The organism is Epilithonimonas lactis, assembly GCF_900110605.1.
Taxonomy (GTDB): domain Bacteria; phylum Bacteroidota; class Bacteroidia; order Flavobacteriales; family Weeksellaceae; genus Epilithonimonas; species Epilithonimonas lactis.
The window spans coordinates 144,951-169,262 of record NZ_FOFI01000006.1 but is presented as its reverse complement, the minus strand read 5'-3'; the positions used below and the strand labels follow the sequence as shown (position 1 = coordinate 169,262).

Here is a 24,312-nt window from a genome sequence, read left to right as displayed (position 1 = left end):
AATTAAATAATAGTGTTTGCTCGTAATTTACCCATTGATTCAAATTCAAAATATTTGGTATTACAGTATTGCTCTGGAAGTTTATTTTGCAGTAATTTGAAAAATTTTTCGTCATGTGTAGATATGATGATTTGTTTGTTTTGTTCAGTTATTAATGTTCTTAACAAATCAATAAATGACAATACATTTATATCACTTAGATTTTGAATGGGATCATCCATAAAAATGGTTTCTATTTCTTTATTTCCATATTCAAAACATCTAGCTAAAAAAATACTTAATGATAATACATTAACTTGCCCAGCACTTAAAAATAAAATGGGATTAACTTGTCCTTCTTCATTGCCAGTTGTAATTAAAAGTCTTGGTTCGCCACGATCATTAAAATCTGTGAAAAAATCAATTTTTGTTAACTTAGGATGAGGCTCTATTCTACCATATATTAGGTTAATTACATCCTTGTTAAAATAATCATTGATACCAGTTTGAATATATTCCATGCAATCTTTCCTAACCGAAGAGACTTTCTCAGTAGTTCTTATCAGTGGAGGAATCTCACTTTCTAACTCTAGAATCCCATTCGATAAATCATTTGCAATTACATTATCCTTGATAAGTTCCAAGTCTATTCCAAAAGAGTTTAATTCGTTTTTTAAATTAGTAAGTTTTTCATGTTCACTATTGATATTTTTTATAAAATCGGAAATGACATCACTTGAAATAGTTTCACTATTTATATATTTATTAAAACGTGCTAAGTAGTTTTCTAGAAAATCTTTAAACAATTTAATTTGTGATTCCGAATTACTTATTTCTCCATCAATATTTGGCTCGGAAATTTTTAATTCTTCAGATTCTAAAACTTCTAGAAAATCTCTTACTATAACTGAAATCTCATTATTTTTGGCACTTTTTTCTTTTAGATTTTCTTCAAATTCTTTAATAATTCTGTTTAGATATTCAATATTGACATTAGAATTATCAATATTGAGTAGTAGAATTAAACTTTCAAATCTCTTTAAATATTCTTGAGCTTCAATATATTCTAAATTATTCTTATTAGTTTCTATAACAGAACTATTTTCAATCAATTTTAAATTGATAGCTTTAAGTTGAGCTTCTTTTTTTTCTATGATAATTTTCAATCGATTTTCCTTTTCACTTAACTTAATTATTTCCTCTTTGATATTTTTTTCAATTATCTTAATATTATTGTTATCAATAACTAATAAAGTGGAATCTATTTCTTTGAAGAAAGTTAAATGCTCATTAAAATCAAAACTTAAACTTTTAATAGATTTTTCGCAATCAATAATTTTTGTAGATAGTTTATTTTTGGTTTCTTGTAAAGACGATATTTCATCAATGAGTTTAGTTCTTTCTATATTTATCTTGGAGATAATACTTTTCTCTATTTCAGCTGATTTAGAAGTCAAATCTTTAATTTCTCTTTCAATATCATCAACTATTTTCTGTTGTTCAACAATCTTTAAAGCTCCTAATCTTTCTAAATCAATTTTTGACAATATCTCTTGGAATGAATTAAAAGTTGTCTTACACAAAGGGCAATCTGAACTTTCTGTTTTAATTAGATAACCTTTACCATACATTATTACTTTATCTAGATCATCATTAAAGCTGAGTAGCGTATTTAATTCATTCTTTTCTGATGTTAATTTGCTATTAAAATCGATAAGTTTATTGGTTATGATTTCAAATTCGTCACAAGAAGCCTTTATATCAATATTGGCATTTAAAAGTGTATTTGAAAAATTTTTTTTATCAATTATTAAAGAATATGATTGATTTAGCTCTTGTAATTCGTTAATCTTTTTATTATTTTTTTCAAAATGTTCTTTGAATTCAATTAATTCCTGTTTACGCTTTTCTAAATTGTCATAAGTAGATTCAAATTCAGAAAATACTTTTTGAAGATCCTTCTCTTTAGACTTCTTATCTGAAAGAACTGAATTGTGTTTTAGCAAAGATTCATTAAAATTAATTATTGAATTTTGTGCATACTTTTTATACTCTAAAAATTTAGAATTTTCTTTTAATAGGGTTTGTTCAACTAATCTTAGTTGGTTTATTTTTTCTACATCTAATAAATAATTATCTAAATGATTTAAAAGAAAATGATAATCTCCAATTTTTACTTTTAAAATTTCAATTTCTTTTAATATTTGACTTTCAAGCTCTTTCGATTTACGTAGATTTAAATAATTTGATTTTCTAGTTTGAAGCTGTTTTACACTAGCTTCAAGAGATTTTAACTTACTTGTACTATTTATATAATTCTCAACTTCTTTAATTAAGTAATCAAGATCACTCTTCGTTTTTTCAAGATTCTCAATATCTATGTGAATCTGTTTAATATTTCTAGAGTTTTCTTTATGAATTTTTTCAAAATTCTCTTTTGAAATACTTTTATCTATTTTTTCAACTGAATATTTTGTAAATTTAGTATAGTCTACCTTAGTCAATTTATCAAGCCATATATTTACTTTAGAAATATTCTCTTCATTGCCATTAAGTTTTGCAAGTTCCTCGTCATTTTTTTTAATAGCAAAATCAATAGACTCTCTTTTTTTATTTAATGTTTTAAGTAAATCAGATAATTGCTTCAATCTCTCAGTTGCTTCAAAACTCTGAGGCCAAAAATCTTTTAATTCATTAAATCTTTCTTCAGGAGTTTTGAATCGTAAAAAACTATCAATTTGATCTTGAGTTAAAACATTACTAGATGGCACAGCACTAAAATCAGAAGTAATTGATCCATCGGATAAATTGCCCTGACGATAATCGTTATAATAGATTGTACCCGGTTTTTTATATCTACTTACTAATTTTCCGACAAATTGACTATTATCAAGTTCAATATTAACTTTTCCCTGGATTCTTTTTTTATAACTATCGCTATTAGTTAACAAAATAGTATTTTCTGTTTCACTTTTGATAGCTTTTTTTGTAAAATCATTTTCAAATCTTTTTATTTTATTACTAAAAGTCCACTCAATTGCATCAAAAAATGATGTTTTTCCATAACCATTAGGAGCATATATCGCCACTAGATTCGCTACGTAATCTTTTTTCTCCAGATTAAACTCTGAGGTTCCCTCATATATCCTAAAATCAGAAATTTCAATTTTTTTAATTTTACTCATGATCTAAAGTAGTTATTAGTTCTTCTGCAGTTAGTTGTTTACCTAAGATTGCGATGACTTCATCATGCTTTTTATCTACTAAAAAGGTATCGACAGAATCGCTCGCAAGACTCCTCCTACTAATTGTAAAATTAAATAGTTCTTCATCAATTATAGAAATAACCTCGTCATCACTAAGTTCTTTCTCCAAATCATCATGAATAATTTTCCGAGTAGAAAACTTATCTTGCTCAATCAATTGTTTTGTCACTTCATCAATCTTATCTTTTATAAAGAAAAACTGGTAAATATTCCATCTTTCTACATTTTTTTCTAAGAATTGACTTTGGAAGTAGATTGCTATATAATCTCTAAGCTCCTCATGAACTTTTAATAGCTCATCCTTATCTAAAAATTGAATACAGAATATATAAATATTGTACTCCTTTTCTTCTTTAATCCAACATTCAAGTCCTTCAAATGTTATGCTTTCATCCTTCTCTTTTAAGGAAGTTATTATGTGATTTGCTTTATTTAATGGCATCTTCAAAAATCTTTTTTAAATTGATACTAACATCAGCTAATGAATTGCTATCTATGACAGCTCTATTTATTTGATTCAAACTAAGAGCTCCGATTTTTATATTTGGAATACTTGGCCCTGAATGTTCAGGATTACTTATATCAACTACAAGTTTATTTGTATTACCAAACTGATCTATATTTGAATTGAAAATATTACAGGTGTGCTTTGCAATTTGATTCTTTTTATTTTCATGAATAGACATCTTAGCTATATTGAAATAGTTTTTTTCTTCAGTTAAGTAAAAATTAAGATATAATTCGATAGGTACGTCTCTTTTGCGACTGAAGATTCCAAAAACATTAGATAGTTCTTTTGATGTTACATTGATACTTATATGATTTGCGTCACTATAATCTCCTTTAAGTATTTCAACGTATGTTAGTATTTGTATCCAACCTTTCCATAGTTTATCATTAACATTTTTATCCTTTCTTAAATGTTTTATTAGTTCTTTTAAATCAAAATTTTTCCTTGGATAAAATATATCATCTCTTTTTGATTCAATGATTACCTTTGGGGAAAGATTATTAATTGGATTATTCGATTCTACCACGCACTCGCTCTCCCTATCACCAAAACCTACAAATACATCATTCTTAAATAAATCAAATGATACAATTTGATCATGCTTTACATTGATGCCATTTCTCTCTAAAAATGTTTTAGCCTTTCTTATACTCACAGAACTAAGATTACGAACTGCCTGATACTTAACAATAGATGTAACTTGGAAATAATCGTTAACTACAGCAGATCCTGAGAAAGCATCATAATTAGAGTTTTGTGCATAATTTAATATGCTCAAAGAAACATCTTGAATTAAGTTTTGACCTTGTATTTCTCTATCTATTGATCCTTTAAGTCTTTCCCCTGCACTTTGACCTTGATTATCTATTGAATATCCGAATATTGTAATGTTTTCTTCCTCGACAATTTCTGAATCACATAACTCTAAAAAATATTCACTTTCAAAAGCCTCATTTAGCTCTAATAAAGCATAGTCAGTTAGTTCACAACTATCTATTACTTTAGCTGTCAACATTAAGCCATTTTGATTATGACAATTTTCCAAAATAATATTTCCATCCACATTTTCAATTACATGTTTACAAGTTAAAATTTGATATTTACTAATAAAAAAACCAGTTCCTTTTTCTGTGTAAATTCCTTGTTGTGTTTGTACAGTAATCTTACAAGTGGAATTTTCTATTAAATTCATAATTCCGTAACTAATTGATTTTTGATTTTATAGCTAAATTCTTCTTCTAATTCCTTCGTCTTGAAATCATTCAAATGCTCTAAATCATAATTAAAAATAAGTTCCCTAAACTCAACATCTTTTGGTAAATTTCTATTGATTATGCATGAAATAGTATCTATATCTGGATGAACATGTTTAGGGTGTTTTCCATTTGTTGAAAATAAAAATTTATCCGAATCAATTATTTCGAAAAGCTCTGGCTTATTATTTCTAAAGCTACCATGATGAGAAACCTTTATTAAATCAAAAAATATTGGATATTCATCTTTGTTCGGATATATCATTTCTAATCTACTAATAACATCTTCTGCAAATGCATCAGCTAAAAAAAGCATTTTTTTACCTTCCGCTTCTATTACAAAGGATATAGAACTGCCATTACCTACAGAATCATCTTTTAAATAGTTTCCACCTTTACTAAAAGTGTTGATATTATTAGAATTGATAACATAACTGCTTGAACTTATATTTCCTTCGTTAGAATTTTGTACATTATTTTCCCTAGTCAATAATTCAAAAGCATCATCAAAAATTTCATCAGCATTTGTTTCAAATCCTAATTTTTTAAGGTCTTTAATAAACTCCTTTTCTAAGTTTTCTAACCTTTCTTTACTAGGGGTCAATAATGTAAATTTTACTGAATCATCCTTAATATTCTCAGGCATATTTTCAATACAAATCGCTTCTCCTTTTGAATCAAAGTTCCAAGGATAATCATACTTCAGAATTGTTTTACCCAATAGTGTTGCTTGCTTTGCGCCAATATCACCTTCATTATCTTCAATAGGCAATTCAGAAAGTTTTTTAGTAATAAGTTCTTGGATCTGTTCTTTTGTGTCCTGATTTAATACTTGATTTGCCCTTTTTGAGAATTGTAAATGTTTAAAAGTATTTAGCCAAATCTGCTCTATCTTAACCATTTGAGGATTATTGTAATCTCCATTGTCTTCAAGAAATTTTGATGCTGAAGTTATATGATCACTATCGTAATGAGTAATAATGAATTTATTAATTTTTTTATCTTTAAATTTTGTGTTGACAAAGTTTAATAAGCCATCCTTATATCCAAATCCACAATCAATTAAGAGATTATATTCATTTGTTTTATTCTCAATTTGAACAAGTATAGTATCACCGTAACCAGCTCTGAACATAACTATTTTTATCATAACTGCTATATTTCTATTGTCCGCTTATATCAAAAAACCTATCAAAATAAGCCTTCAATTTTTCCAAAACAGTTTCCTTTTTCTTCATCAAATCTCCGGTGGGAGAAAATCGGGAAACAGGAGGTAAGATTTTTGCGAAAGCAGTTCCTGCTGATTGGATTTCACCATTTTTGAAGGAGTTACTGATAAAAGTTTTCGTTTCTTCTTCTTTTAGTTTTTCTTCAATGATAATTTTTTCAAGCTCAGCTTTTTTCTCTTCTTCAACATAACTGCTCCATTCATCGTCTACATTAGACGTTGGCGTAAGGGAAGCGACAAACTTTTCAATGAGCTCTTTTTTGTTTCGCAGATCAACACTGGAATCGATGGCTTTGCTGATGTTGACAACAATTTCTTTGTCCTGTAAATGACTTTCATGATATTTGCGAATAAGCATCAGAATGTAATCAATATTGATTTCAACTTGCTTGATCAATTCCATTTCAAATTCAATGTCGTCGTTTACATTTTCCCTATCTCCACCGCCTTGTGTTCTAAACTCATTATATAACTCGATGTACATTCCATGGTAGTCCTGGAAATCTCTGTCACTGAGAACTTCTTTACCTTCGAATTCATCAAAAGATTTTAGAATGTTCATCAGCTTTAGAATAGCACCGTACAAACGAATGAAGTCTTTTTTATCCTCTTCACCTATGATAGCAGTTCCAATAGGGAATTTCTCCAACAGTTCATTTACCAAATCGTAGTAACCTATAACATCTTTTTTACCATCATTATATCCGTAATAATATTCCTCAAATGTTTTTAAAAGTACAATTCCTCCAGCTTCTTTGTTTCCAAATAGTGCTAAACTTTGGTTTGTAGCTTCTTCCAAGTTTCGGAAACAAACTATGTTACCAAAAGTTTTAATTGAATTCAATATACGGTTTGTTCTAGAAAATGCTTGTAGCAAACCATGCATTTTCAAGTTTTTATCTACCCAAAGAGTATTTAGCGTTGTCGCATCAAAACCTGTTAAAAACATATTAACCACTATTAAAAGATCTATCTCTCGATTTTTCATTCTTAAGGATACATCTTTATAATAATTCTGGAATTTCTCCGGAGAAGTATCATAAGTGGTTTTGAAATCCAAGTTATAGTCAATTATTGCACTATCTAGAAAGTCTCTATCACTAGCGCTTAATCCTTCTGTAGATTCTGAGTTGTCATCTTCTACACCATCTTGCTCGGCATCATTTTGCCCAAAACTGAAAATCGTTGCAATTTTCAATTTACGTAATTCAGGAATATCTTTTTGTTGACGTTTAAACTCCTGATAATACAATTTTGCTGCTTCGATGGATGAAACTGCAAATATAGAATTGAAACCATTTCTTCTAATTTTTTCTCTGATTTCCTCTATTTTATTGCGGTCTCTAGCGGATGCTACCTCCTGCACATTCGCCAAAGTAGTCATGTAATACGGTTTGGTGTTCCGACTTGTCTTCTGGTCGAAATGCTTCAGGATGTAACCCACTGTATTGGTTAAACGAACATGTGAGAGTAATGCTCGTTCTCGGTCTATATCCCGAACCTGCTGTTCTGTAATGTCTTCCTTTTCTTTCATCGTACTAATGTAATCTACACGAAATGGAAGAACATTCTTATCAGCTATTGCATCTATAACGGTGTATGTATGTATTGCTGATTGATGATTTTCTTGAGGACAGTTTTTTGGATCACCGTGAAAAGAACAACCAAAAGCTTGTACTGTAGTTTTCAAGTGTGCTTTTCCACCACTACTAGAATTTTTTGCAAAAATTGGCGTACCTGTAAACCCAAAAAGAAAATATTTTTTGAAGGTATTGGTTATCGCCTCATGCATATCACCAAATTGTGAACGATGGCATTCATCAAAAATGAAAACAATTGGCTTGTTGTATGCCGAGTGAGTTTTTTGTTTTTTAATTAGGATTGATAATTTCTGAATCGTGGTGATGATGATTTTAGCATTAGGATCATCAAGCTGCTTTTTTAGAACAGCAGTATTAGTATTACTATTAGCTGCTCCTTTCTCAAATTTATCATATTCTTTCATGGTTTGATAATCCAGATCTTTACGATCTACCACAAATATTACTTTCTTGATAAAATCTAATTTGCTTGCAAGTTGAGCTGTTTTAAAAGATGTCAATGTTTTACCACTGCCTGTTGTATGCCACACGAAGCCACCTGCTTCTATGCTTCCATACTTTTTATAATTGTTTGACGTGTTTATCTTCGTTAAAATACGTTCAGTAGCAATGATTTGATACGGCCTCATCACAAGTAGTAGCTTATCCGAAGTGAAAATGCTATATTTTGTCAAGATATTTAGTAATGAATGTTTAGTGAAAAATGTTTTACCAAAATCCATCAAATCTAAAATAGGTTTATTGCTCCCATCCGCCCACCAAGAAGTAAATTCGTAGCTGTTGCTCGTTTTTGATTTCTTGGTTCCTTGCTTTTCTTTTTCTTTGATGTGCGTGTAACGGGTTGTGTTGCTATAATACTTCGTTAAAGTCCCATTAGAAATAACAAACAGCTGAATGTATTCATACAAACCACTATCTGCCCAAAATGATTCTCTCGTATATCTGTCAATTTGATTAAACGCTTCCTGCAGACTTACACCACGCTTTTTCAGTTCAATATGAACCAAGGGTAAACCATTGACCAATATGGTTACATCATAACGGGTAGCACGTTTACCTTCTTCGGTTTCATATTGATTAATAACCTGAAGCTGATTGTTGTGAATGTTTTTTTTATCAATTAAATATATGTTGCGCAATGAACCATCTTCACACTTCAAGGCCTGAATGTAATCTTCCTGAATTAAACGTGTTTTGTCTTCTATATTACTGTTGGGATTCGCTATTTTACTTTCAAAAAAATACTTCCATTCCTTTTCAGTAAATTGATAATTGTTTAGCTTTTCTAATTGCAAACGTAGATTATTGACTAAATCTTTATCTGTTCTGATGTTAAGAAAAGTATAAGCCTGTTTTTCTAACAGCTCAATAAAGGCTTTCTCCAATTCTGATTCAGATTGGTAGGAAGTTTCTTTTTTATACTCTGATTGATATTCTGCAACTACGGTTGATTCTGTATTTTCTGAAATGAGTTTATAATGGGTCATAGTTTTTTAGAGTTTTTAAGAATGTACTAGTGGTTGAAAGGTCAACAGTTTTCCTCTGTAATATTCGTACTGCGCTCTTCTTGCCTTTATTTCTGCCGGTAAGCCAACTGAAATATCATTGACCAAAGCATCAAACTGGTCTAAAATCTTAACGATACGTTCTTGTTCTTCAAAGGATGGGATTGGGATTTTAATTGAACTATATTGTTTTGCGTTTATATTTGGTTGAGAACCCGTACTCTTATTGTTTTCAACAAAAGAGGTAAATAAATTTGATTTTGTAAAATGATAAACATATTTTGATAAAACTTGCTTTTTATCAGCTACAAATCGAATTAGATAGCCAGCATATATCGCTTTCTCCTCTGTTTTTTTATAATGAAAAGTTTTTCCTACAGTAGCTCCACTTCGGGCAATTAATATATCTCCATCATTTAGAATATATTTTTCCTCAATTTCACTGGGAGATTTTTTGTCGACAATTAAATTGCCATCATCTTTAATATCAGTAATTCTTATATAGCGGATATTATCAAAATAATCAACTGCTGATGCCCCGGAGCCATAAGCTAACTGAGAGGATGCTACTTGTCCCAAAGTTTTCCATTCTACTTTTTTCCCTTCAAAAGCAAGCAATTGGTTTCTATAATATTCATATTGGCGAGTACGCGCCTCGAGCTCCGCCTCGAGCTCCGCCTCGAGCTCCGCCTCGAGCTGAGTGAATTTGTCAAGAATTTTTACAATTTCTTCTTGAACTGGAAGTGGTGGGATTGGAATTGAAATTCCTGCAACTTTCTGTGTATTAATTGTAGGAACACCACCTTCACTCTGCATGTCAATTATTTTATCTTCATAATTTTTCAGATAATAAAAGAGATATTTTTTATTAAGTACATCTTTCGGAATAACCGAAAAACATTTGTCATTTAAATAAAATTTATCTTTTATAAAACTAACAAATCCAGCATTTGCTCCGACTCTGGATATTGTTACATTGTTTGCGTCCCTATTGTAAAAGTCGAAATATCCCATAGGTTGTTTACCTCCGCTTATAATAGGATACAAACCGTTGATATTTCCTTGGATTTTAGTGATACCTTTACCTGTTTTTATCTCACAAAATTCGCCTAGTTGTTTCCATTCCGCTCCATTGGGACAAAATTTAGCAATCAACTTCTCAATTTTACTCATACCTCAACATTTTCTAAATCATTAACAATAGCATCAATCGCTTTTCGCAATTCCGTTTGTCTTGCCACAATCTCACCAATGTGCTGGTTCAGCATAATAATGTCAGTGGCGACCGACGTATTTTGCTGCTCGATGTAACTGCTTACGGCAATGTTATAATCATTTGCCTCTATTTCTTTATTATCTACCAGTTTTGCAAAATGATCAACCCCTTCTCTTGCAACAAAAGCGTTTAAAATCTTTTTGCGTTGAGTGTCAGATAATTTATTTTTATTTCCACCACGTGTAAATTCGGCAGACGCATCTATAAATAGAGTAGCATTGTCTTTTTTACTTTTTTTAAGAACAATAATGCAGGTGGCGATGGTGGTTCCAAAGAATAAATCTGGAGGCAACTGGATGACAGCATCAACATAATTATTATCAATCAAATACTTACGGATTTTCTGCTCTGCACCTCCACGGTACAACACACCAGGAAATTCTACAATAGCAGCCGTTCCAGATGTAGCCAACCAAGACAACATGTGCATGGTAAATGCTAAATCAGCTTTAGACTTTGGTGCTAAAACGCCTGCGGGAGAAAAACGGGGATCATTGATCAACAAAGGATTGGCATCACCTTCCCATTTGATAGAATAAGGAGGATTAGAAACAATAGCATCAAATGGTTCATCATCCCAATGCATAGGATCCATCAAAGTATCACCGTGACCAATATTAAATTTCTCAAAATTGATATCGTGTAAAAACATATTGATACGGCAAAGGTTATAAGTTGTGATATTTACCTCTTGACCATAAAAGCCTTGTCGTACATTTTCTTTTCCTAAAACTTTAGCGAATTTCAATAGAAGTGAACCTGAACCACACGCAGGATCATAAACTTTGTTTACAGAAGTTTTTCCTACAACAGTAATTTCAGCAAGTAGCTCAGAAACTTCCTGAGGTGTAAAGAATTCTCCTCCAGACTTTCCTGCATTACTAGCATACATCGTCATCAGATATTCGTAAGCATCACCAAAAGCATCAATATTGTTCTCCTGATAATCACCTAATCTAAGACCCGCAATCGCCTTTAAGATTTTTCCTAATCGTGTATTTCGTTGTTCAACAGTTCCACCAAGTTTGTTACTGTTCACATCCACATCGTCAAACAATCCTTTTAAATCATCTTCACTGTCTGTTCCGTTAGCAGATGATTCAATATCTTTAAATATTCGGTGTAGGTCTACATTCAAATTTGAATTCTTCTCCGCATTAATCTGGATATTGAAAAAAAGTTCTGATGGTAAAATGTAAAAACCTTTTTCGTTTACAGTGTCTTTACGACCAAATTCAGCCTCTTCATCAGAAAGCTTAGCATAATCGAAATCAGTATTTCCTGTTTCCCATTCTGCTTTATTGATATGTGTCTGAAGATTCTCCGAGATAAATCGGTAAAACAAGATTCCCAAAACATAAGATTTAAAATCCCACCCATCTACACTTCCTCTTAAATCATTGGCAATCTGCCATATCGCACGATGTAACTCGTCACGTTCCTGCTCTCTAGTCATTAATTTTTATATAAATATTTTAAAACTTTTAAATATAAGAAAAGCAATTAAAGCAAAAAAACGGAAAACCGTAAATATGTGAATTAAATTCATTACTGTAGAATCTTTGTTAAACATTCCAATGATTTGCAAAATTCAAGTTAATTAACTTCATCAAATGAAAGCAATCAATTATATTTGCGTTAGAAAATATTACATAAAAGCATAAGCTATTATTTTGGTACATAAAGCCGCGAACTTTATTAAATGATAACCAAAAATGATAGACTTATGCTCGTGTCGCTTTGGCACGAGCTGAGTCTTTCTGGTTATCTGGTTCTTCGCGGCACCTATGTACGGATTGGCTTTCAGTCTCGTGCTTTTTCATTTATAATCGAAGTAATTGGACTGATTACTTCAAAGACACAAATGAAATCACAATCATCTCTTGGAAACCAAGACTATTTTGTAGTTCTTGAAAAATTCATCAATTTTTATCTTTTTGGTAATTCAGCAAAACCAAAACTAATTTCGGAAAAAGCTTACCAATTCAATCTTGAGTTTGTAAAACATATTGAAGGAATTACCGCTGATGGCAAATCTGACATTAAGTCGGCAATCTCTTATTTCGAAAATATCTTTAGAAAATTTGTTGTAAAATCAACGAAATCTGACCGTATGAATTTGGTTTTGTGCTATATGGAAAGTAATATCAGAACAGCCAAGAAAATCCTCAAACTTCTGAATCCTAAAAATAATATTAAAGATGATGAGGAATTCCAGGAAATTGAAATGGCGCAGAAGCTAGTTCATCAAAAGGAAATACCTGAGGAGATATTGATGTTTATGAAAGGACATTTTTCCGAAATTCTGAATTTCATTCCAATGAATTCAAGCTATCTCTCAAAGGAGCAGTACAATAAAATAGTACAAAATTTTCTTCGACATACCGACTATGAAGAAATATTGAATCAATACGCTGCTAGAGACACGAAAGCATCTTAAAATTTAACTTAAAAACGTAAATAATGAAATCAAAATTAATTTTAGTATTATCTGCATTTTCCCAAATTCTATTTGCTCAAAAATCAGATTGCTCCGATTTGAAAAATGAACTCAAAAATAAAAAAGACCAAATTACAGAACTCAGCAAGCAAGTTGATTACTATAAAGAAACTTTGAATCTTTTGAAACCAATTCGAACTGTCGATATTGATGGGATGAAATTAGACATTGTAATGGTAAACGGTCATAAAAAGGACAAGACAATCTCTGTCACTTTCATTTATCAGAATACTGAATCTACTGCGAGAAAATCTTTTCAATGTGAAGAAGCTTTTATAATTGATCCACAAGGAAATCAATTCCAAACCTCCGAAGTCCTTGTTGCTCCAAAAAGAATAAGAGCACAAAACATATTACCTGAAGTACCAACTAAAGCGACTATGACATTTGCAGCAGCTGATTTAGCGGAAACTGCTTTCCCACTCATAAAGGTTCTAACAATTAAAATATACGCAAAAGATAGCAAAAATAATCCATACAATGCTGTTTTTGAAAGCATCCCGGTGATCTGGGAATAATATGTTTTCTCTGTCTATAAAATTATAAGTTCAAAATTATGAGCAAGATTAATATGAAATTGGAAGCCGAATCTGATGAAAAAATCATTTTGCTAGCAGTGCGTAGAATTGGATGAAAGTTTTATTTTGTTCTTGCTTCAGTCTCAATATTTCTTTCAGTATTAAATTAAAACTGTCAAAATCGTTCTTCGATAAAAATTTTTGACTGTTTGCTATCCGTGCAATTTGATTGATGTTGTTTTCTACTTTTGCGAAACTGTTATCTTGTTTTTCAATATATGATAATACTTTTCTTCTTTCGTAATTTGGTAATCTTTTTTCTACAGAATCGATAATCATTTCTGATAGAGAAATATTTCTTCTTGTACATATATTTTTCCAAGAAATTTTTCTTTTTACTTCGATTCTGAATTTAATTATTGCTTCTTTATTTGCCATTTTATCAATAAACGTTTTTCTAATGCTTACGCAAAAATGAAGCGTTATTTTATCATTGGCAACAATTAGTTCACTATGCAGTCTAAAGACTAATAATTAATGCTAAATACTACTTTAGGGTTAATTATCATTATGTATTTTGAATTGATTAATTGTTTAGAAATTCCCAGTTTTAATAAAAATACGAGTTCCGAAGTTTTTTTCCCTTTTTGAAAAAAAGGCAAGAAGGTAATTGTGACCAAACTTGAAAAGTTTGTGGGTACAAAGACACATCTTGCTATTCACACCGATTTTTTTATAAACTATTCGCAAAAAAAATTAAGAGATAAGAAAATAATCATAACACAATGATAATCAGTGTAATAATTTTCTATTTTTATTTTATAAAATGTCGGAAATTTAAAATAAGATAAAAAGAATGCGGAAAAAAGAAAAAATAATTAATTGGTTTTTTATAACTCTAAAAAACACATCTACTTGGCTATTAAATTGTTAGTATTGTAACCTTGCACTTTTTTAGGCAGGTTGGGGAGTATCAACCTGGTACTATATTAGGCAGGTTTTGTAAGAAACCTTGTACTATTTTAGGCAGGGTAGGGATTAGCAACCTTGTACTATTTTAGGCAGGTTTGAGATTAGCAACCTTGTACTATTTTAGGCAGGTTTGAGATTAGCAACCTTGTACTTTTTTAGGCAGGTTAGGGATTAGCAACCTTGTACTATTTTAGGCAGGTTTGAGATTAGCAACCTTGTACTATTTTAGGCAGGTTAGGGATTAGCAACCTAATACTCTTTTAGGCAGGTAGTGAATTACAACTGTGTACTTTTTCGAGCACGCTTTGAAAATAAATTTTACTTTTTTCGGCTAGGTTAATAAATTTGCACAGCGAATTTTTTCGAACATTATTATAATTATGCAATTATTTTTTTTCTTCCGCATCTTTCTTTAGAGTTGCGCCTCGAAGTTTCTTAGTATAAAAGTTATCCACAGTAGATTTTATCCACAATTTCCTTTTATTAAAAAAAAAAACTTTTTAATACTTTTATAATTACTTTTATAAAGTACGGAAAATACTTTACTGGAGGTGGCTAGAAGCTTTTTCGGTAGGAGTGCAATTCCGAATCAGCAAGGAGTTGTAATCCTAGTATCCAGAGTGCAAATCCTAAAATGTGATGCAAAGCAAAGGAGTGCAAATCCCACTTCCTGTGTGGAAAATAGAATTTTGAATAAATGAAATACTTTTTCGAAAATTGAGATGAGTTGGTGCGCAATTCAGATAGCACAAAAGTAGTTTTTAACCTGTTTTTAGTAGTATTTAGACTTTAACCAATTGATTCTCTTGTGTATTATATTATCAATACTGACTTTTGTCTCATTAAAACAAACAAGTGTTAAAATGAGCAAAGACGAAATCATCATGACAATACTCAATCAACTTCTTCAAGAAGTCTCAGAGTTAAAGGAAAGACTTTATTTATCAAAAAAGGTTTTTAATGTTAAAGACTTTAGTTTTTACAGCGGATTCAAAGAATCACATATTTACAAACTTACATCCAAAGATGAAATTGACTATTCCAAGCCTAATGGCAAAATGGTATTTTTTGATAAAGAAAAGATTGATGAGTATTTATTGAAAAATCCAGTAAAAGCAAAAACATCAATTGAAAATATTGCCCTTGAATATTCCTTCAGAAAAAAAATCTAGATATGAATTCTAATTCCGAAAATAGAAAAGTTAGGAAGACATACTTTTGGAAAAATTCTAGCGTAGATTATATTTATTTTCCAAATGAATTCTATGATGATTATTTGATGAAAGACGGGAGTTTTGTCGACATACCTATTACGGCATTACGTATAATTTTTAGTATTGTTTTCTCAGTTAAAAATCAACAATTTAGACCGGAAGATAGACCCAAACAGCTATCTTTATTTGAGAATGAATTTGAAACAGAAAATAATGTATTTGTACAATTGAGTATTAAAAATGCTGAAATATCGCCATCTCAAAGTAGCGATCAAATTTTAAAAGCTTATGAATTTTTAGTCAAATACAAGATGAAGTGGTATAAATCATTAAATTCCAAAGGTATAGAAATAAAAAGTTATGGAGGATTAATATCAAACCCATCATACAAGCAGAGAGGATATACTGTATTTTTAATAAGCCAATATTGGTTTAGAAAAATAATTGTTATGTCGGAGTATAATACAGTTTTATATAAACTGGCTTATAATTTAAAAAATAGTAAGCCCGTTTTATTTGCATTATGGTTGAATAGAATACCTGATAAGAATTTACCTATAAATGGGTTACCTATTCTTCTCAGTACTTTTAATAAAAAATTTAATTTAAATTATTCTACAGCTGGAGATTTTTGTACCAAGTTTTTATATCAGGTGAAGAAAAACCTGGATAGAACACCGTGGATTTCTTTTACCTATAGCTTTACAAAGAATAAAATCTACATTAAGCCTATAAGGTCACAAAAACCTAAAAGTGAGAATCTGATTGATGATATGCAAATTGTCAGCAATGTCAAATACAGATTAGGATATTTTCAAAGAAGGTTTGATATTCTTGATACGAGTTTTGAAAAATTCACACGTGAGTACACTTTGTTTCCAATACACAGGAAACTAATTGAAACATCTTACAAACAATTTATTAAAAATTGTAGAAAGCAAAAATTAAATTCCACAAGTTTTAAAGACAAGCTTTTTCTAGAGGAGCTACAGAGTATTTTGATTGAAGAATATCTGAAGACACCAACGGGAAAAAAATTCCCGAATGGCATACCAGTATTATTTTAAAATCAATACTTAGTTTTCGGATTTGCACTCCTTGATTTTAATATTTTTGTAGATGTAATGTTCTATGCCTATTAATATTTATAATCCTAATAAAAATTAAATTTCAATATTTAATTCCGGTATCATCTCAGCCGCTTCTTTCATTTTCTTATCCACTATTTTGGCATAAATAGCAGTTGTTCTAATTTCACGATGTCCCAATCTTTTTGACACCGTATAAATATCTGCTCCGTTTTCTAATAGCAACACGGCATTCGTATGACGAGCGGAATGGAAAGTAATATGTTTAGGAACTCCTGCACGATTGCACCAGCGAATAATTTCAGTATTGTAGGTCATTCCATATTTTAAGCCTTTGAAAACTCTGTCTTGTTGACCTTGCCTTTCTCCGAGCAATTCTCTCGCTTGTTTTGATATATATAAATATTCAACACCATCAGTTTTTTCTTGGCGGAAATTCACTTTAGTCACATCTCCTTCATCACGTACTTCTGACCAAATCAATGTATTAATATCCGACCAACGTAATCCAGATAAACAAGAAAATAGAAAAGCTTTTTTCAAAACCGGATATTTACATTTCGCTTTTGCTAAACGTTGTAATTCATCAAAAATCAGATATTCTCGCTGGCTTTCAGCTTGTTCAAATGATTTTATTTTAGAAGCATAATTGATAGTCAAATAACCATCGTCAAAAGCATTTCTAAGCGCAGCTTTGAATTTATTAAAATATGAATATTTGGAATTCTGAGAGAGTGGTAACTCACTTTTTGTGCGAGCTACATTATCAAAATAGTTCCTTACTTTCTTAACTAGATTTTCATCAATCTCATCGAAGGTCAGATTTTTTGAAATAACCTTTTTTAAATGTTGGTGCGTTGAAAACCAATTGCCGTAATTATTGGAAGAATCTTGCTGTTGTTTCTCTTCAGTTTTCTCAGCAAAATAATTGAGAAAAGTCCTTTTTGATTTGGTCGTATTCTTCAAATCATATTTGCCCTGCACATAATTTGATTTTCGAATTGCAAGAATATTTTCAGCTAATTCTAAAGTTTCCTTATTCTCTTTTTTCTCTTTAGCATTTTTGGGTTCGGCAATCAAGTACATTTTCAGGTACTCAAATTCTCGAAGATGTATTCTTTTGCCATTATTGTCAGTTGATGAACCTTTGTAGAATTCCAAAAAAAGACTGATTCGTCCGTCTTTTAGATTTTTTTGTTTTAAACTTATTTTCATACTATATCTTTAGAGATGTACACTTGTACAACTTTGTACTACTTATAAAAGTAAAGGTGTACAAAAGCTGTAACAAAAGTATAAACAAACTCTGACAAAAGAAAATAAAATTTACATAAAATGCTGTAAATCAAATAAAAGAAATCAAACGAAACTAAAAGAAAACATATTTATTTGCCGATACAAAACTTAGAAAAAATATTCCCCAACACTTCGTCATTGCTGAACTCCCCAGAGATCTCACCGAGATATTCCAAAGCATTTCTAAGTTCGTAGGCTAGGAGTTCCGTCGTGATTTGAGAACTCACAGCTTCTTCCACCTTTCTCACAGAGTCAAGGGATTTATTTAATGCTTCGAAGTGGCGTTGGTTGGTGATAACCACATTACCTTCTTCAGATTTCATGTGTTCTACGAAAGACGACAACTCGTTTTTCAGGTCTTGGATATTCTGATTTTCAACCGCCGAAATTTTTATAAAATCAAATTCAGAATCAATTTCTTTTCGTAAAACCGATTCTACCAGATCATATTTCGTAGGCAAGACTTCATCAATTTTTGTGGCACAGATGATCAGCTTCAGGTCATCTCTGAGCAAAGATTTGATCATGTCGATATCATCAGAAAAATCCGTTGTCGAGGCATCAGCCAAGTAGACCAAGATATCTGCTGTGTCCACTTTTTCCTTCGCTTTCTTCACGCCGATCGCTTCGATTTCATCCTCCGTTTCGCGCAGACCTGCAGTGTCTATCAGGCGGAACGCGTTGCCTTTGATGTGCAAAATTTCCTCGATGGTATCTCTCGTGGTTCCCGCAATGCTGCTTACGATTGCCCGCTCTTCTTTCAACAGAGCATTCAGCAAGGTCGATTTTCCGGCGTTTGGTTTTCCAATGATTGCCACAGCAGTTCCGTTTTTGATTGCGTTGCCATATTGGAAACTATCGATGAGCGAAATTAATTTGACTTCGATTCTGTTGAGTAATTGATTCAAAGCTGTTCTGTCAGCAAATTCCACATCTTCTTCTGCAAAATCGAGTTCCAATTCTATCAGGGAAGTAAAGTTTAGCAGGTCACCGCGCAAGAAAGAAATCTCTTTGGAAATGCCACCTTTCAGTTGGTTCAAGGCTACTTTTCTAGAGGCTTCATTATCAGAAGCGATGAGGTCGGCTATGGATTCCGCTTGCGAAAGGTCGATTCTGCCATTCATAAACGCGCGCATCGTAAATTCCCCAGCTTTTGCCATCCTCGCACCGTTTTTGATCAGGACTTCCAAGATCTTTTTAGCAATGTACGGCGAACCATGGAAAGAGATTTCCACAGAATTTTCTGTCGTGAAAGTTTTTGGAGCCTGGAAAATCGAGACCATCACTTCATCGATCACCTCATTTTCCTCCTTTATAAAACCGTAATGCACCGTGTGGGTATCCACTTTTTCAAGGTTTTTTCCCTCAAAGATTTTATTCACAATTTCAAACGAACGTTCTCCCGAAACTCGAATGATCCCGATTGCGCCGATTCCGTTGGCGGTTGCTAGTGCACAAATTGTATCCTGATTCATCCTGCAAAATTACGTAATTTTAGCACACTCACAGAGTCATCGACGCTTCAAAATTAAAACGATAAAACATTTTAGGAGCCGGGAACCTGCTTTCCATTGCAATTCCTCACAAGCCTGCCTTTCCTTGGCCCGTCGCAAGGCTTGCTGCGGGATTTCCATTTCAATCAGGGCTAGGGATTTCGGTGTAGAAGGGGATTTTAGTCTACAGCAGGAAATGATCGACACATAATATGATTGGATTCAAAAACAAAGAAGGTCTCAAAAATGAAAATCTTACAATAAAGATTGGTTCCAATTCTAGCAACATGAGAGAGCAGGATGCTGTAATTTTCCAAAAGATATACTTTTATAAAAGTGAAATAGTAGAATCATCTCACCAAACAACTAAAAAATAAAATATGATATTTCGATATAGATCAACTTGTCTTTGTTCACTTGTTCTCCTTTTTTTCTTTTCCATAGAAACAAAGGCTCAGGATGTTTGGCCAGACGGAACCAAAATCGATAGGTGGTTTAAAGAAATCAAACCTACAGACATCAACAGATTAGGCAAAAAATACATCTTGACAGCCAACGGCGTGAAGAACGACAGTACAATTCTTCAGACTAAAGAACTTCAGGCAGTGATTGATTTGGCTGCTAAAAATGGCGGCGGAGTTGTGGTGGTGCCAAAAGGTACTTTTCTCATCAGTTCGGTTTTCTTCAAGCAGGGAACACATTTGTATCTGGAAAGTGGAGCAAAATTAAAGGGAAGCGACGATATCAATGACTTTCCAGTTGTTACTACAAGAATGGAAGGTCAGACGGTAAAATATTTTCCGGCTTTAATTAATGCTGACGGATTGGACGGTTTTACGATTTCAGGAAAAGGTACTTTGGACGGTAACGGACTTCGTTTCTGGAAATCTTTCTGGAAAAGACGTGAGTGGAATCCAAAATGTACCAATATGGATGAAATGAGACCTAGAATTATCTACGTTTCCAATTCAAAAAATGTGCAGGTTGAAGGAATTACCATTAAAAATTCTCCGTTCTGGAGCACGCATTATTACAAAAGTGATTTCGTTAAACTGTTAAATCTGACGATTCTCGCTCCGAAAGAACCTGTGAAAGCACCAAGTACGGACGCGGTTGACATCGATGCGTGTACCAATTTCCTGATTAAAAATTGCTATATGTCAGTGAATGACGACGCCATCGCTTTGAAAGGCGGAAAAGGTCCGAAATCCGATAAAGACCCGAACAACGGCGAAAACAGAAACATCCTTATCGAAGACAACAGCTTCGGATTTTGCCACAGCGTTTTGACCTGCGGAAGTGAATCAATTCATAATTACAACGTGATTTTTCGTAACTCTAAAGTGAACGATGCATCGAGATTATTACATTTAAAAATGCGTCCCGACACGCCTCAGCATTACGAATTTCTTACGGTTGAAAACATCACAGGGAATGTAAAAACTTTCTTATATGTGAAAGGCTGGAATCAGTTTTTTGATTTAAAAGGCGAAGAAAGACCGAGAAAAGGTTTGGCGAACAATATCACCATCAAAAATATCGACATCAGTTGTGAAACGGCATTCTCTGTTGAAAAATCTGATTTGTTTGACTTAAAAGATTTTACATTTGAAAACTTCAAAATTAAAGCTCTGAAACCTGAAATGCAAAACCTGAATCACATTCAGAATTTAAAGCAAAAAAATATCAATGTGACGCAAGTCGCTTCTCTCACGCAATCTTACGACAAAAAAGACGATTCCGATATTTCTGCTAAATGAGTTTTTATTCCAAAATATTCGTTCTTTTATGCTTTTGCTCACAGTTTCTGCATTCTCAATCTAAGGAAATCCAATTCCTGAGCGGGACAGATTCTGAGCATACCAAAGAGTGGGATTTTTGGATAACCGGCGGACGGAAATCCGGAAGCTGGGATAAAATAAAGGTTCCTTCACAATGGGAACAGCAGGGATTTGGCTCGTACAACTACGGGCGTGATTACGTTACCTACGGCAAGAATTTTAAATTCAATGATGAAGTAGGTCTGTACAAACACAAATTTCAAGTTCCCAATTCCTGGAAAGGAAAATCAGTCAATATCGTTTTCGAAGGTTCGATGACCGACACAGAGGTGAAAATCAACGGAAGATTGGCCGGAGAAATTCATCAGGGTGCTTTTTATGAATTTAAATATGATATTTCCGACAAAATATTATTTGGGAAAGAAAATATTCTGGAAGTTAAAGTTTCCAAAATGTCTGCGGATAAATCAGTCAACAACGCAGAACGTCTCGCAGATTATTGGGTTTTGGGCGGAATTTTCCGTCCGGTTTATTTAGAAGCTACACCCAAAGAAAATATTTCATCAACATCCATCGATGCCAAGGCAGACGGAACTTTCAGTTCGAATATTCATTTAAAAGGAATCCAATCTGTTAATAGTTTAAAGGTCGAAATTTTTGATGTTAAAAATAATTTAGTTGGAGAATCTCAAGTGACCGTTCAAAAAGGTGATACATTAAAACAGATTCAATTTTCGATTAAAAATCCAAAACTCTGGACGGCCGAAACGCCTAATGTATACAAGGTGAAATTCAGTTTAAATAAAAACAGAAAAAACATCTTTCAAACCGAAGAAAAATTCGGTTTCCGAACAGTTGAAATCCGAAAAGGCGATGGCATTTACATCAACGGAACCAAAATCAAAATGAAAGGCATCAACCGTCACGTTTGGTGGCCTGAAACGGGAAGAGCGGTTAACAAAAACATCGATTTGATGGACGTTCAGCTCATCAAGGAAATGAATATGAATGCCGTTCGCTGTTCTCATTATCCGCCGAATAAATCCTTTCTTCAGATTTGTGATTCTTTGGGTGTATATGTTTTGGATGAATTGGCGGGATGGCAAAAAAAATACAGCACGGAAGTTGGCAAAAAACTCGTGAGAGAAATGGTTACGCGAGATGCCAATCATCCATCCATTATTTTTTGGAGCAATGGAAATGAGGGCGGACATAATTTTGATTTAGATGCAGAATATGCAAAATATGACCTGTCCAACCGTCCTGTCATTCACGCGCATCATAAGCCTGGAAACGCTTTCAACGGCATCGACTGCAATCATTACGAAGATTATTACAGCACCAAAAAAATTCTCGAAGGAGAAAATATTTATATGCCGACCGAGTTTCTGCACGCGCAGGATGACGGCGGTGGTGGAACTTCCTTGGCCGATTACTGGGAATTGCACTGGAATTCCACAAAAGGCGCGGGTGGTTTTCTCTGGGCGTTTGCAGACGAAGGTTTGGTACGAACCGATTTTAATAATCAACTCGATGTGAACGCAATCAACGCTCCGGATGGAGTGGTGGGTCCGCATCGTGAAAAAGAAGGAAGTTTTTACGCCATCCGGGAAATTTACAGTCCGGTAAAAATTGATTTGAAAACGATGCCGGATGATTTTAATGGAACAATTCCTGTTGAAAACCGATATCATTTTACGAATTTGAATGAATGTCAGTTTGAATGGAAATTGGTGAAATTTAAAACACCATTTTCATCTGAATCTGGTTTTGATTTGATTCAAAATGGAAAAGCAGAATCTCCGAATATTAAACCGAATGAAAAAGGAAATATTAAATTAAATCTTCCTCAATACTGGAAAGAAAGTGAAGCTTTAATGCTGACTGCAACAGATTCTTTTGGAAAAGAAATTTATACCTGGACTTGGAAAATTAAATCGAACGATGAAATTTCAAAACAGTTTTCAAAATCATTAATTAAAGAATTTCCGGTTTCAGTTATCGAAAATGATTCCTTATTTGTTTTAAAATCAGACGAAAAAGAATTTTCATTTGGAAAAAAAGATGGATTATTAAAGTCTGTCATTTTAGATAAAAAAGGCAAAAAAATGACCTTCCGAAACGGACCGGTTTTCGTGAATGGAAAAACAGAATTATCAACCATAAAAGCTTTTGCAGAAGGACAAAGTCAAATCATTCAGATTTCCCACAAAGACGGGGAAAAAGCCGTTTGGAAACTGAATCCGAATGGAATTTTAGAATTGAATTATGAATATTCGCTTGCCGGAGATTATCAGTTTGCAGGTGTAACTTTTGACTATCCTGAAAATTATGTCATCGGCGCGAAGTGGCTCGGAAAAGGTCCATATCACGTTTGGAAAAACAGAACTCAGGGACAGACTTACAGCGTTTGGCAAAATCTGAAGAACTCAACCAGAATAGGTTTTTCACCTTGGATTTATCCTGAATTTAAAGGCTATTTCGACGATATTTCGTGGTTGCAACTAAATACTTCTGAAGGAAAAATAACAGTCGGAACGAAAGAAGAAAAATTGTTCGTCAGACTTTTTGATTTTTACGGAATTTACGGAGCTGAAGGGTATCCGAAACTACCGACGGGAAATATTTCTTTCCTCGATGCCATTCCGCCGTTGGGAACCGCCTTGGCGTTTAATATTAATAATGACACTTCGACTTTAGGCCCGGAAAGTGAGCCGAATCATTTGAATGGAACTTTTAAAAGAACCTTATATTTCTACTTTGGTCTGCCTGATTTGGGCGACGAAAATAAGCAGTTTACAATGCCGAAAGAAAATATTTTAACAGATTAA

16 protein-coding genes are annotated in these 24,312 nt (G+C 32.6%); 6 read left to right on the top strand and 10 right to left on the bottom strand.

All coding sequences use genetic code 11. The features are described 5' to 3' along the window. Positions 1-2 precede the first annotated feature (2 nt). Genes BMW39_RS17895 through BMW39_RS17865 form a run of 7 tightly spaced genes read right to left on the bottom strand, consistent with a single transcriptional unit; the run spans position 3 to position 12,075 of the window. Positions 3-3,164: an AAA family ATPase gene (locus BMW39_RS17895; protein ID WP_034978766.1), complete on the bottom strand. Its 3,162-nt coding sequence runs from the start codon at positions 3,162-3,164 to the stop codon at positions 3-5. Then, positions 3,157-3,687, bottom strand: coding sequence for an ABC-three component system middle component 1 (locus tag BMW39_RS17890; RefSeq protein WP_034978767.1), 531 nt, complete (start codon positions 3,685-3,687; stop codon positions 3,157-3,159). The genes BMW39_RS17895 and BMW39_RS17890 overlap by 8 nt, the downstream gene beginning before the upstream one ends. Further along, positions 3,674-4,948 carry a S1 family peptidase gene (locus BMW39_RS17885; protein ID WP_034978768.1) on the bottom strand — a complete coding sequence of 425 codons (1,275 nt, stop codon included), beginning with the start codon at positions 4,946-4,948 and terminating at the stop codon, positions 3,674-3,676. Before BMW39_RS17885 ends, BMW39_RS17890 begins: the two co-directional genes overlap by 14 nt. Then, positions 4,945-6,159, bottom strand: coding sequence for an MBL fold metallo-hydrolase (locus BMW39_RS17880; protein ID WP_051880062.1), 1,215 nt, complete (start codon positions 6,157-6,159; stop codon positions 4,945-4,947). Before BMW39_RS17880 ends, BMW39_RS17885 begins: the two co-directional genes overlap by 4 nt. Before the next feature lie 13 nt (positions 6,160-6,172). Beyond that, positions 6,173-9,325 (bottom strand): type I restriction endonuclease subunit R, encoded by a 3,153-nt coding sequence (locus tag BMW39_RS17875; RefSeq protein WP_034978770.1) that lies wholly within the window; start codon positions 9,323-9,325, stop codon positions 6,173-6,175. Positions 9,326-9,340: 15 nt separating this feature from the next. Next, positions 9,341-10,516 carry a restriction endonuclease subunit S gene (locus BMW39_RS17870; protein ID WP_034978772.1) on the bottom strand — a complete coding sequence of 392 codons (1,176 nt, stop codon included), beginning with the start codon at positions 10,514-10,516 and terminating at the stop codon, positions 9,341-9,343. Continuing rightward, a complete protein-coding gene (locus tag BMW39_RS17865) occupies positions 10,513-12,075 on the bottom strand; it encodes a type I restriction-modification system subunit M (RefSeq protein WP_034978774.1) in 1,563 nt (520 codons plus the stop codon). Before BMW39_RS17865 ends, BMW39_RS17870 begins: the two co-directional genes overlap by 4 nt. 408 nt (positions 12,076-12,483) lie before the next feature. Here BMW39_RS17865 and BMW39_RS17860 point away from each other — a divergent pair, with 408 nt between their 5' ends. Together BMW39_RS17860 and BMW39_RS17855 are read left to right on the top strand one after the other, a co-directional pair. Continuing rightward, positions 12,484-13,059 (top strand): hypothetical protein, encoded by a 576-nt coding sequence (locus BMW39_RS17860; protein ID WP_131474366.1) that lies wholly within the window; start codon positions 12,484-12,486, stop codon positions 13,057-13,059. 23 nt (positions 13,060-13,082) lie between these two features. After that, positions 13,083-13,637, top strand: coding sequence for a hypothetical protein (locus BMW39_RS17855; protein WP_034978777.1), 555 nt, complete (start codon positions 13,083-13,085; stop codon positions 13,635-13,637). A gap of 84 nt (positions 13,638-13,721) precedes the next feature. On the opposite strand, the gene BMW39_RS17850 is transcribed toward BMW39_RS17855, so the two are convergent. Next, positions 13,722-14,075: a hypothetical protein gene (locus tag BMW39_RS17850; RefSeq protein ID WP_086045791.1), complete on the bottom strand. Its 354-nt coding sequence runs from the start codon at positions 14,073-14,075 to the stop codon at positions 13,722-13,724. A 1,397-nt stretch (positions 14,076-15,472) separates the two neighbouring features. Between BMW39_RS17850 and BMW39_RS17845 the strand changes: the two genes are divergently transcribed. Beyond that, on the top strand, positions 15,473-15,781 hold the full coding sequence (locus BMW39_RS17845) for a hypothetical protein (protein WP_051259702.1): 309 nt from the start codon (positions 15,473-15,475) through the stop codon (positions 15,779-15,781). Between the two features lie 2 nt (positions 15,782-15,783). Then, positions 15,784-16,890, top strand: coding sequence for a hypothetical protein (locus BMW39_RS17840; RefSeq protein ID WP_034978781.1), 1,107 nt, complete (start codon positions 15,784-15,786; stop codon positions 16,888-16,890). Between the two features lie 96 nt (positions 16,891-16,986). Here BMW39_RS17840 and BMW39_RS17835 read toward each other — a convergent pair whose 3' ends face one another. Both BMW39_RS17835 and mnmE read right to left on the bottom strand, forming a co-directional pair. Further along, complete coding sequence (locus tag BMW39_RS17835; RefSeq protein ID WP_034978783.1) at positions 16,987-18,126, bottom strand: site-specific integrase; 1,140 nt, start codon at positions 18,124-18,126, stop codon at positions 16,987-16,989. A 170-nt stretch (positions 18,127-18,296) separates the two neighbouring features. Next, on the bottom strand, positions 18,297-19,682 hold the full coding sequence (gene mnmE / locus BMW39_RS17830) for a tRNA uridine-5-carboxymethylaminomethyl(34) synthesis GTPase MnmE (RefSeq protein WP_034978785.1): 1,386 nt from the start codon (positions 19,680-19,682) through the stop codon (positions 18,297-18,299). Positions 19,683-20,080: 398 nt separating this feature from the next. On the opposite strand from mnmE, the gene BMW39_RS17825 reads away from it, so the two are divergent. Both BMW39_RS17825 and BMW39_RS17820 read left to right on the top strand, forming a co-directional pair. After that, complete coding sequence (locus BMW39_RS17825; RefSeq protein WP_034978787.1) at positions 20,081-21,460, top strand: rhamnogalacturonidase; 1,380 nt, start codon at positions 20,081-20,083, stop codon at positions 21,458-21,460. Further along, entirely contained in the window at positions 21,457-24,312 is a 2,856-nt protein-coding gene (locus tag BMW39_RS17820; protein WP_034978789.1) for a glycoside hydrolase family 2 protein, read from the top strand. The genes BMW39_RS17825 and BMW39_RS17820 overlap by 4 nt, the downstream gene beginning before the upstream one ends.

Bases quoted from the DNA above. Each gene is read 5' to 3' on its own strand.
- BMW39_RS17895 (WP_034978766.1), bottom strand. From the start codon at position 3,164: ATGAGTAAAATTAAAAAAATTGAAATTTCTGATTTTAGGATATATGAG.
- BMW39_RS17890 (WP_034978767.1), bottom strand. From the start codon at position 3,687: ATGCCATTAAATAAAGCAAATCACATAATAACTTCCTTAAAAGAGAAG.
- BMW39_RS17885 (WP_034978768.1), bottom strand. From the start codon at position 4,948: ATGAATTTAATAGAAAATTCCACTTGTAAGATTACTGTACAAACACAA.
- BMW39_RS17880 (WP_051880062.1), bottom strand. From the start codon at position 6,159: ATGATAAAAATAGTTATGTTCAGAGCTGGTTACGGTGATACTATACTT.
- BMW39_RS17875 (WP_034978770.1), bottom strand. From the start codon at position 9,325: ATGACCCATTATAAACTCATTTCAGAAAATACAGAATCAACCGTAGTT.
- BMW39_RS17870 (WP_034978772.1), bottom strand. From the start codon at position 10,516: ATGAGTAAAATTGAGAAGTTGATTGCTAAATTTTGTCCCAATGGAGCG.
- BMW39_RS17865 (WP_034978774.1), bottom strand. From the start codon at position 12,075: ATGACTAGAGAGCAGGAACGTGACGAGTTACATCGTGCGATATGGCAG.
- BMW39_RS17860 (WP_131474366.1), top strand. From the start codon at position 12,484: ATGAAATCACAATCATCTCTTGGAAACCAAGACTATTTTGTAGTTCTT.
- BMW39_RS17855 (WP_034978777.1), top strand. From the start codon at position 13,083: ATGAAATCAAAATTAATTTTAGTATTATCTGCATTTTCCCAAATTCTA.
- BMW39_RS17850 (WP_086045791.1), bottom strand. From the start codon at position 14,075: ATGGCAAATAAAGAAGCAATAATTAAATTCAGAATCGAAGTAAAAAGA.
- BMW39_RS17845 (WP_051259702.1), top strand. From the start codon at position 15,473: ATGAGCAAAGACGAAATCATCATGACAATACTCAATCAACTTCTTCAA.
- BMW39_RS17840 (WP_034978781.1), top strand. From the start codon at position 15,784: ATGAATTCTAATTCCGAAAATAGAAAAGTTAGGAAGACATACTTTTGG.
- BMW39_RS17835 (WP_034978783.1), bottom strand. From the start codon at position 18,126: ATGAAAATAAGTTTAAAACAAAAAAATCTAAAAGACGGACGAATCAGT.
- mnmE (WP_034978785.1), bottom strand. From the start codon at position 19,682: ATGAATCAGGATACAATTTGTGCACTAGCAACCGCCAACGGAATCGGC.
- BMW39_RS17825 (WP_034978787.1), top strand. From the start codon at position 20,081: ATGATATTTCGATATAGATCAACTTGTCTTTGTTCACTTGTTCTCCTT.
- BMW39_RS17820 (WP_034978789.1), top strand. From the start codon at position 21,457: ATGAGTTTTTATTCCAAAATATTCGTTCTTTTATGCTTTTGCTCACAG.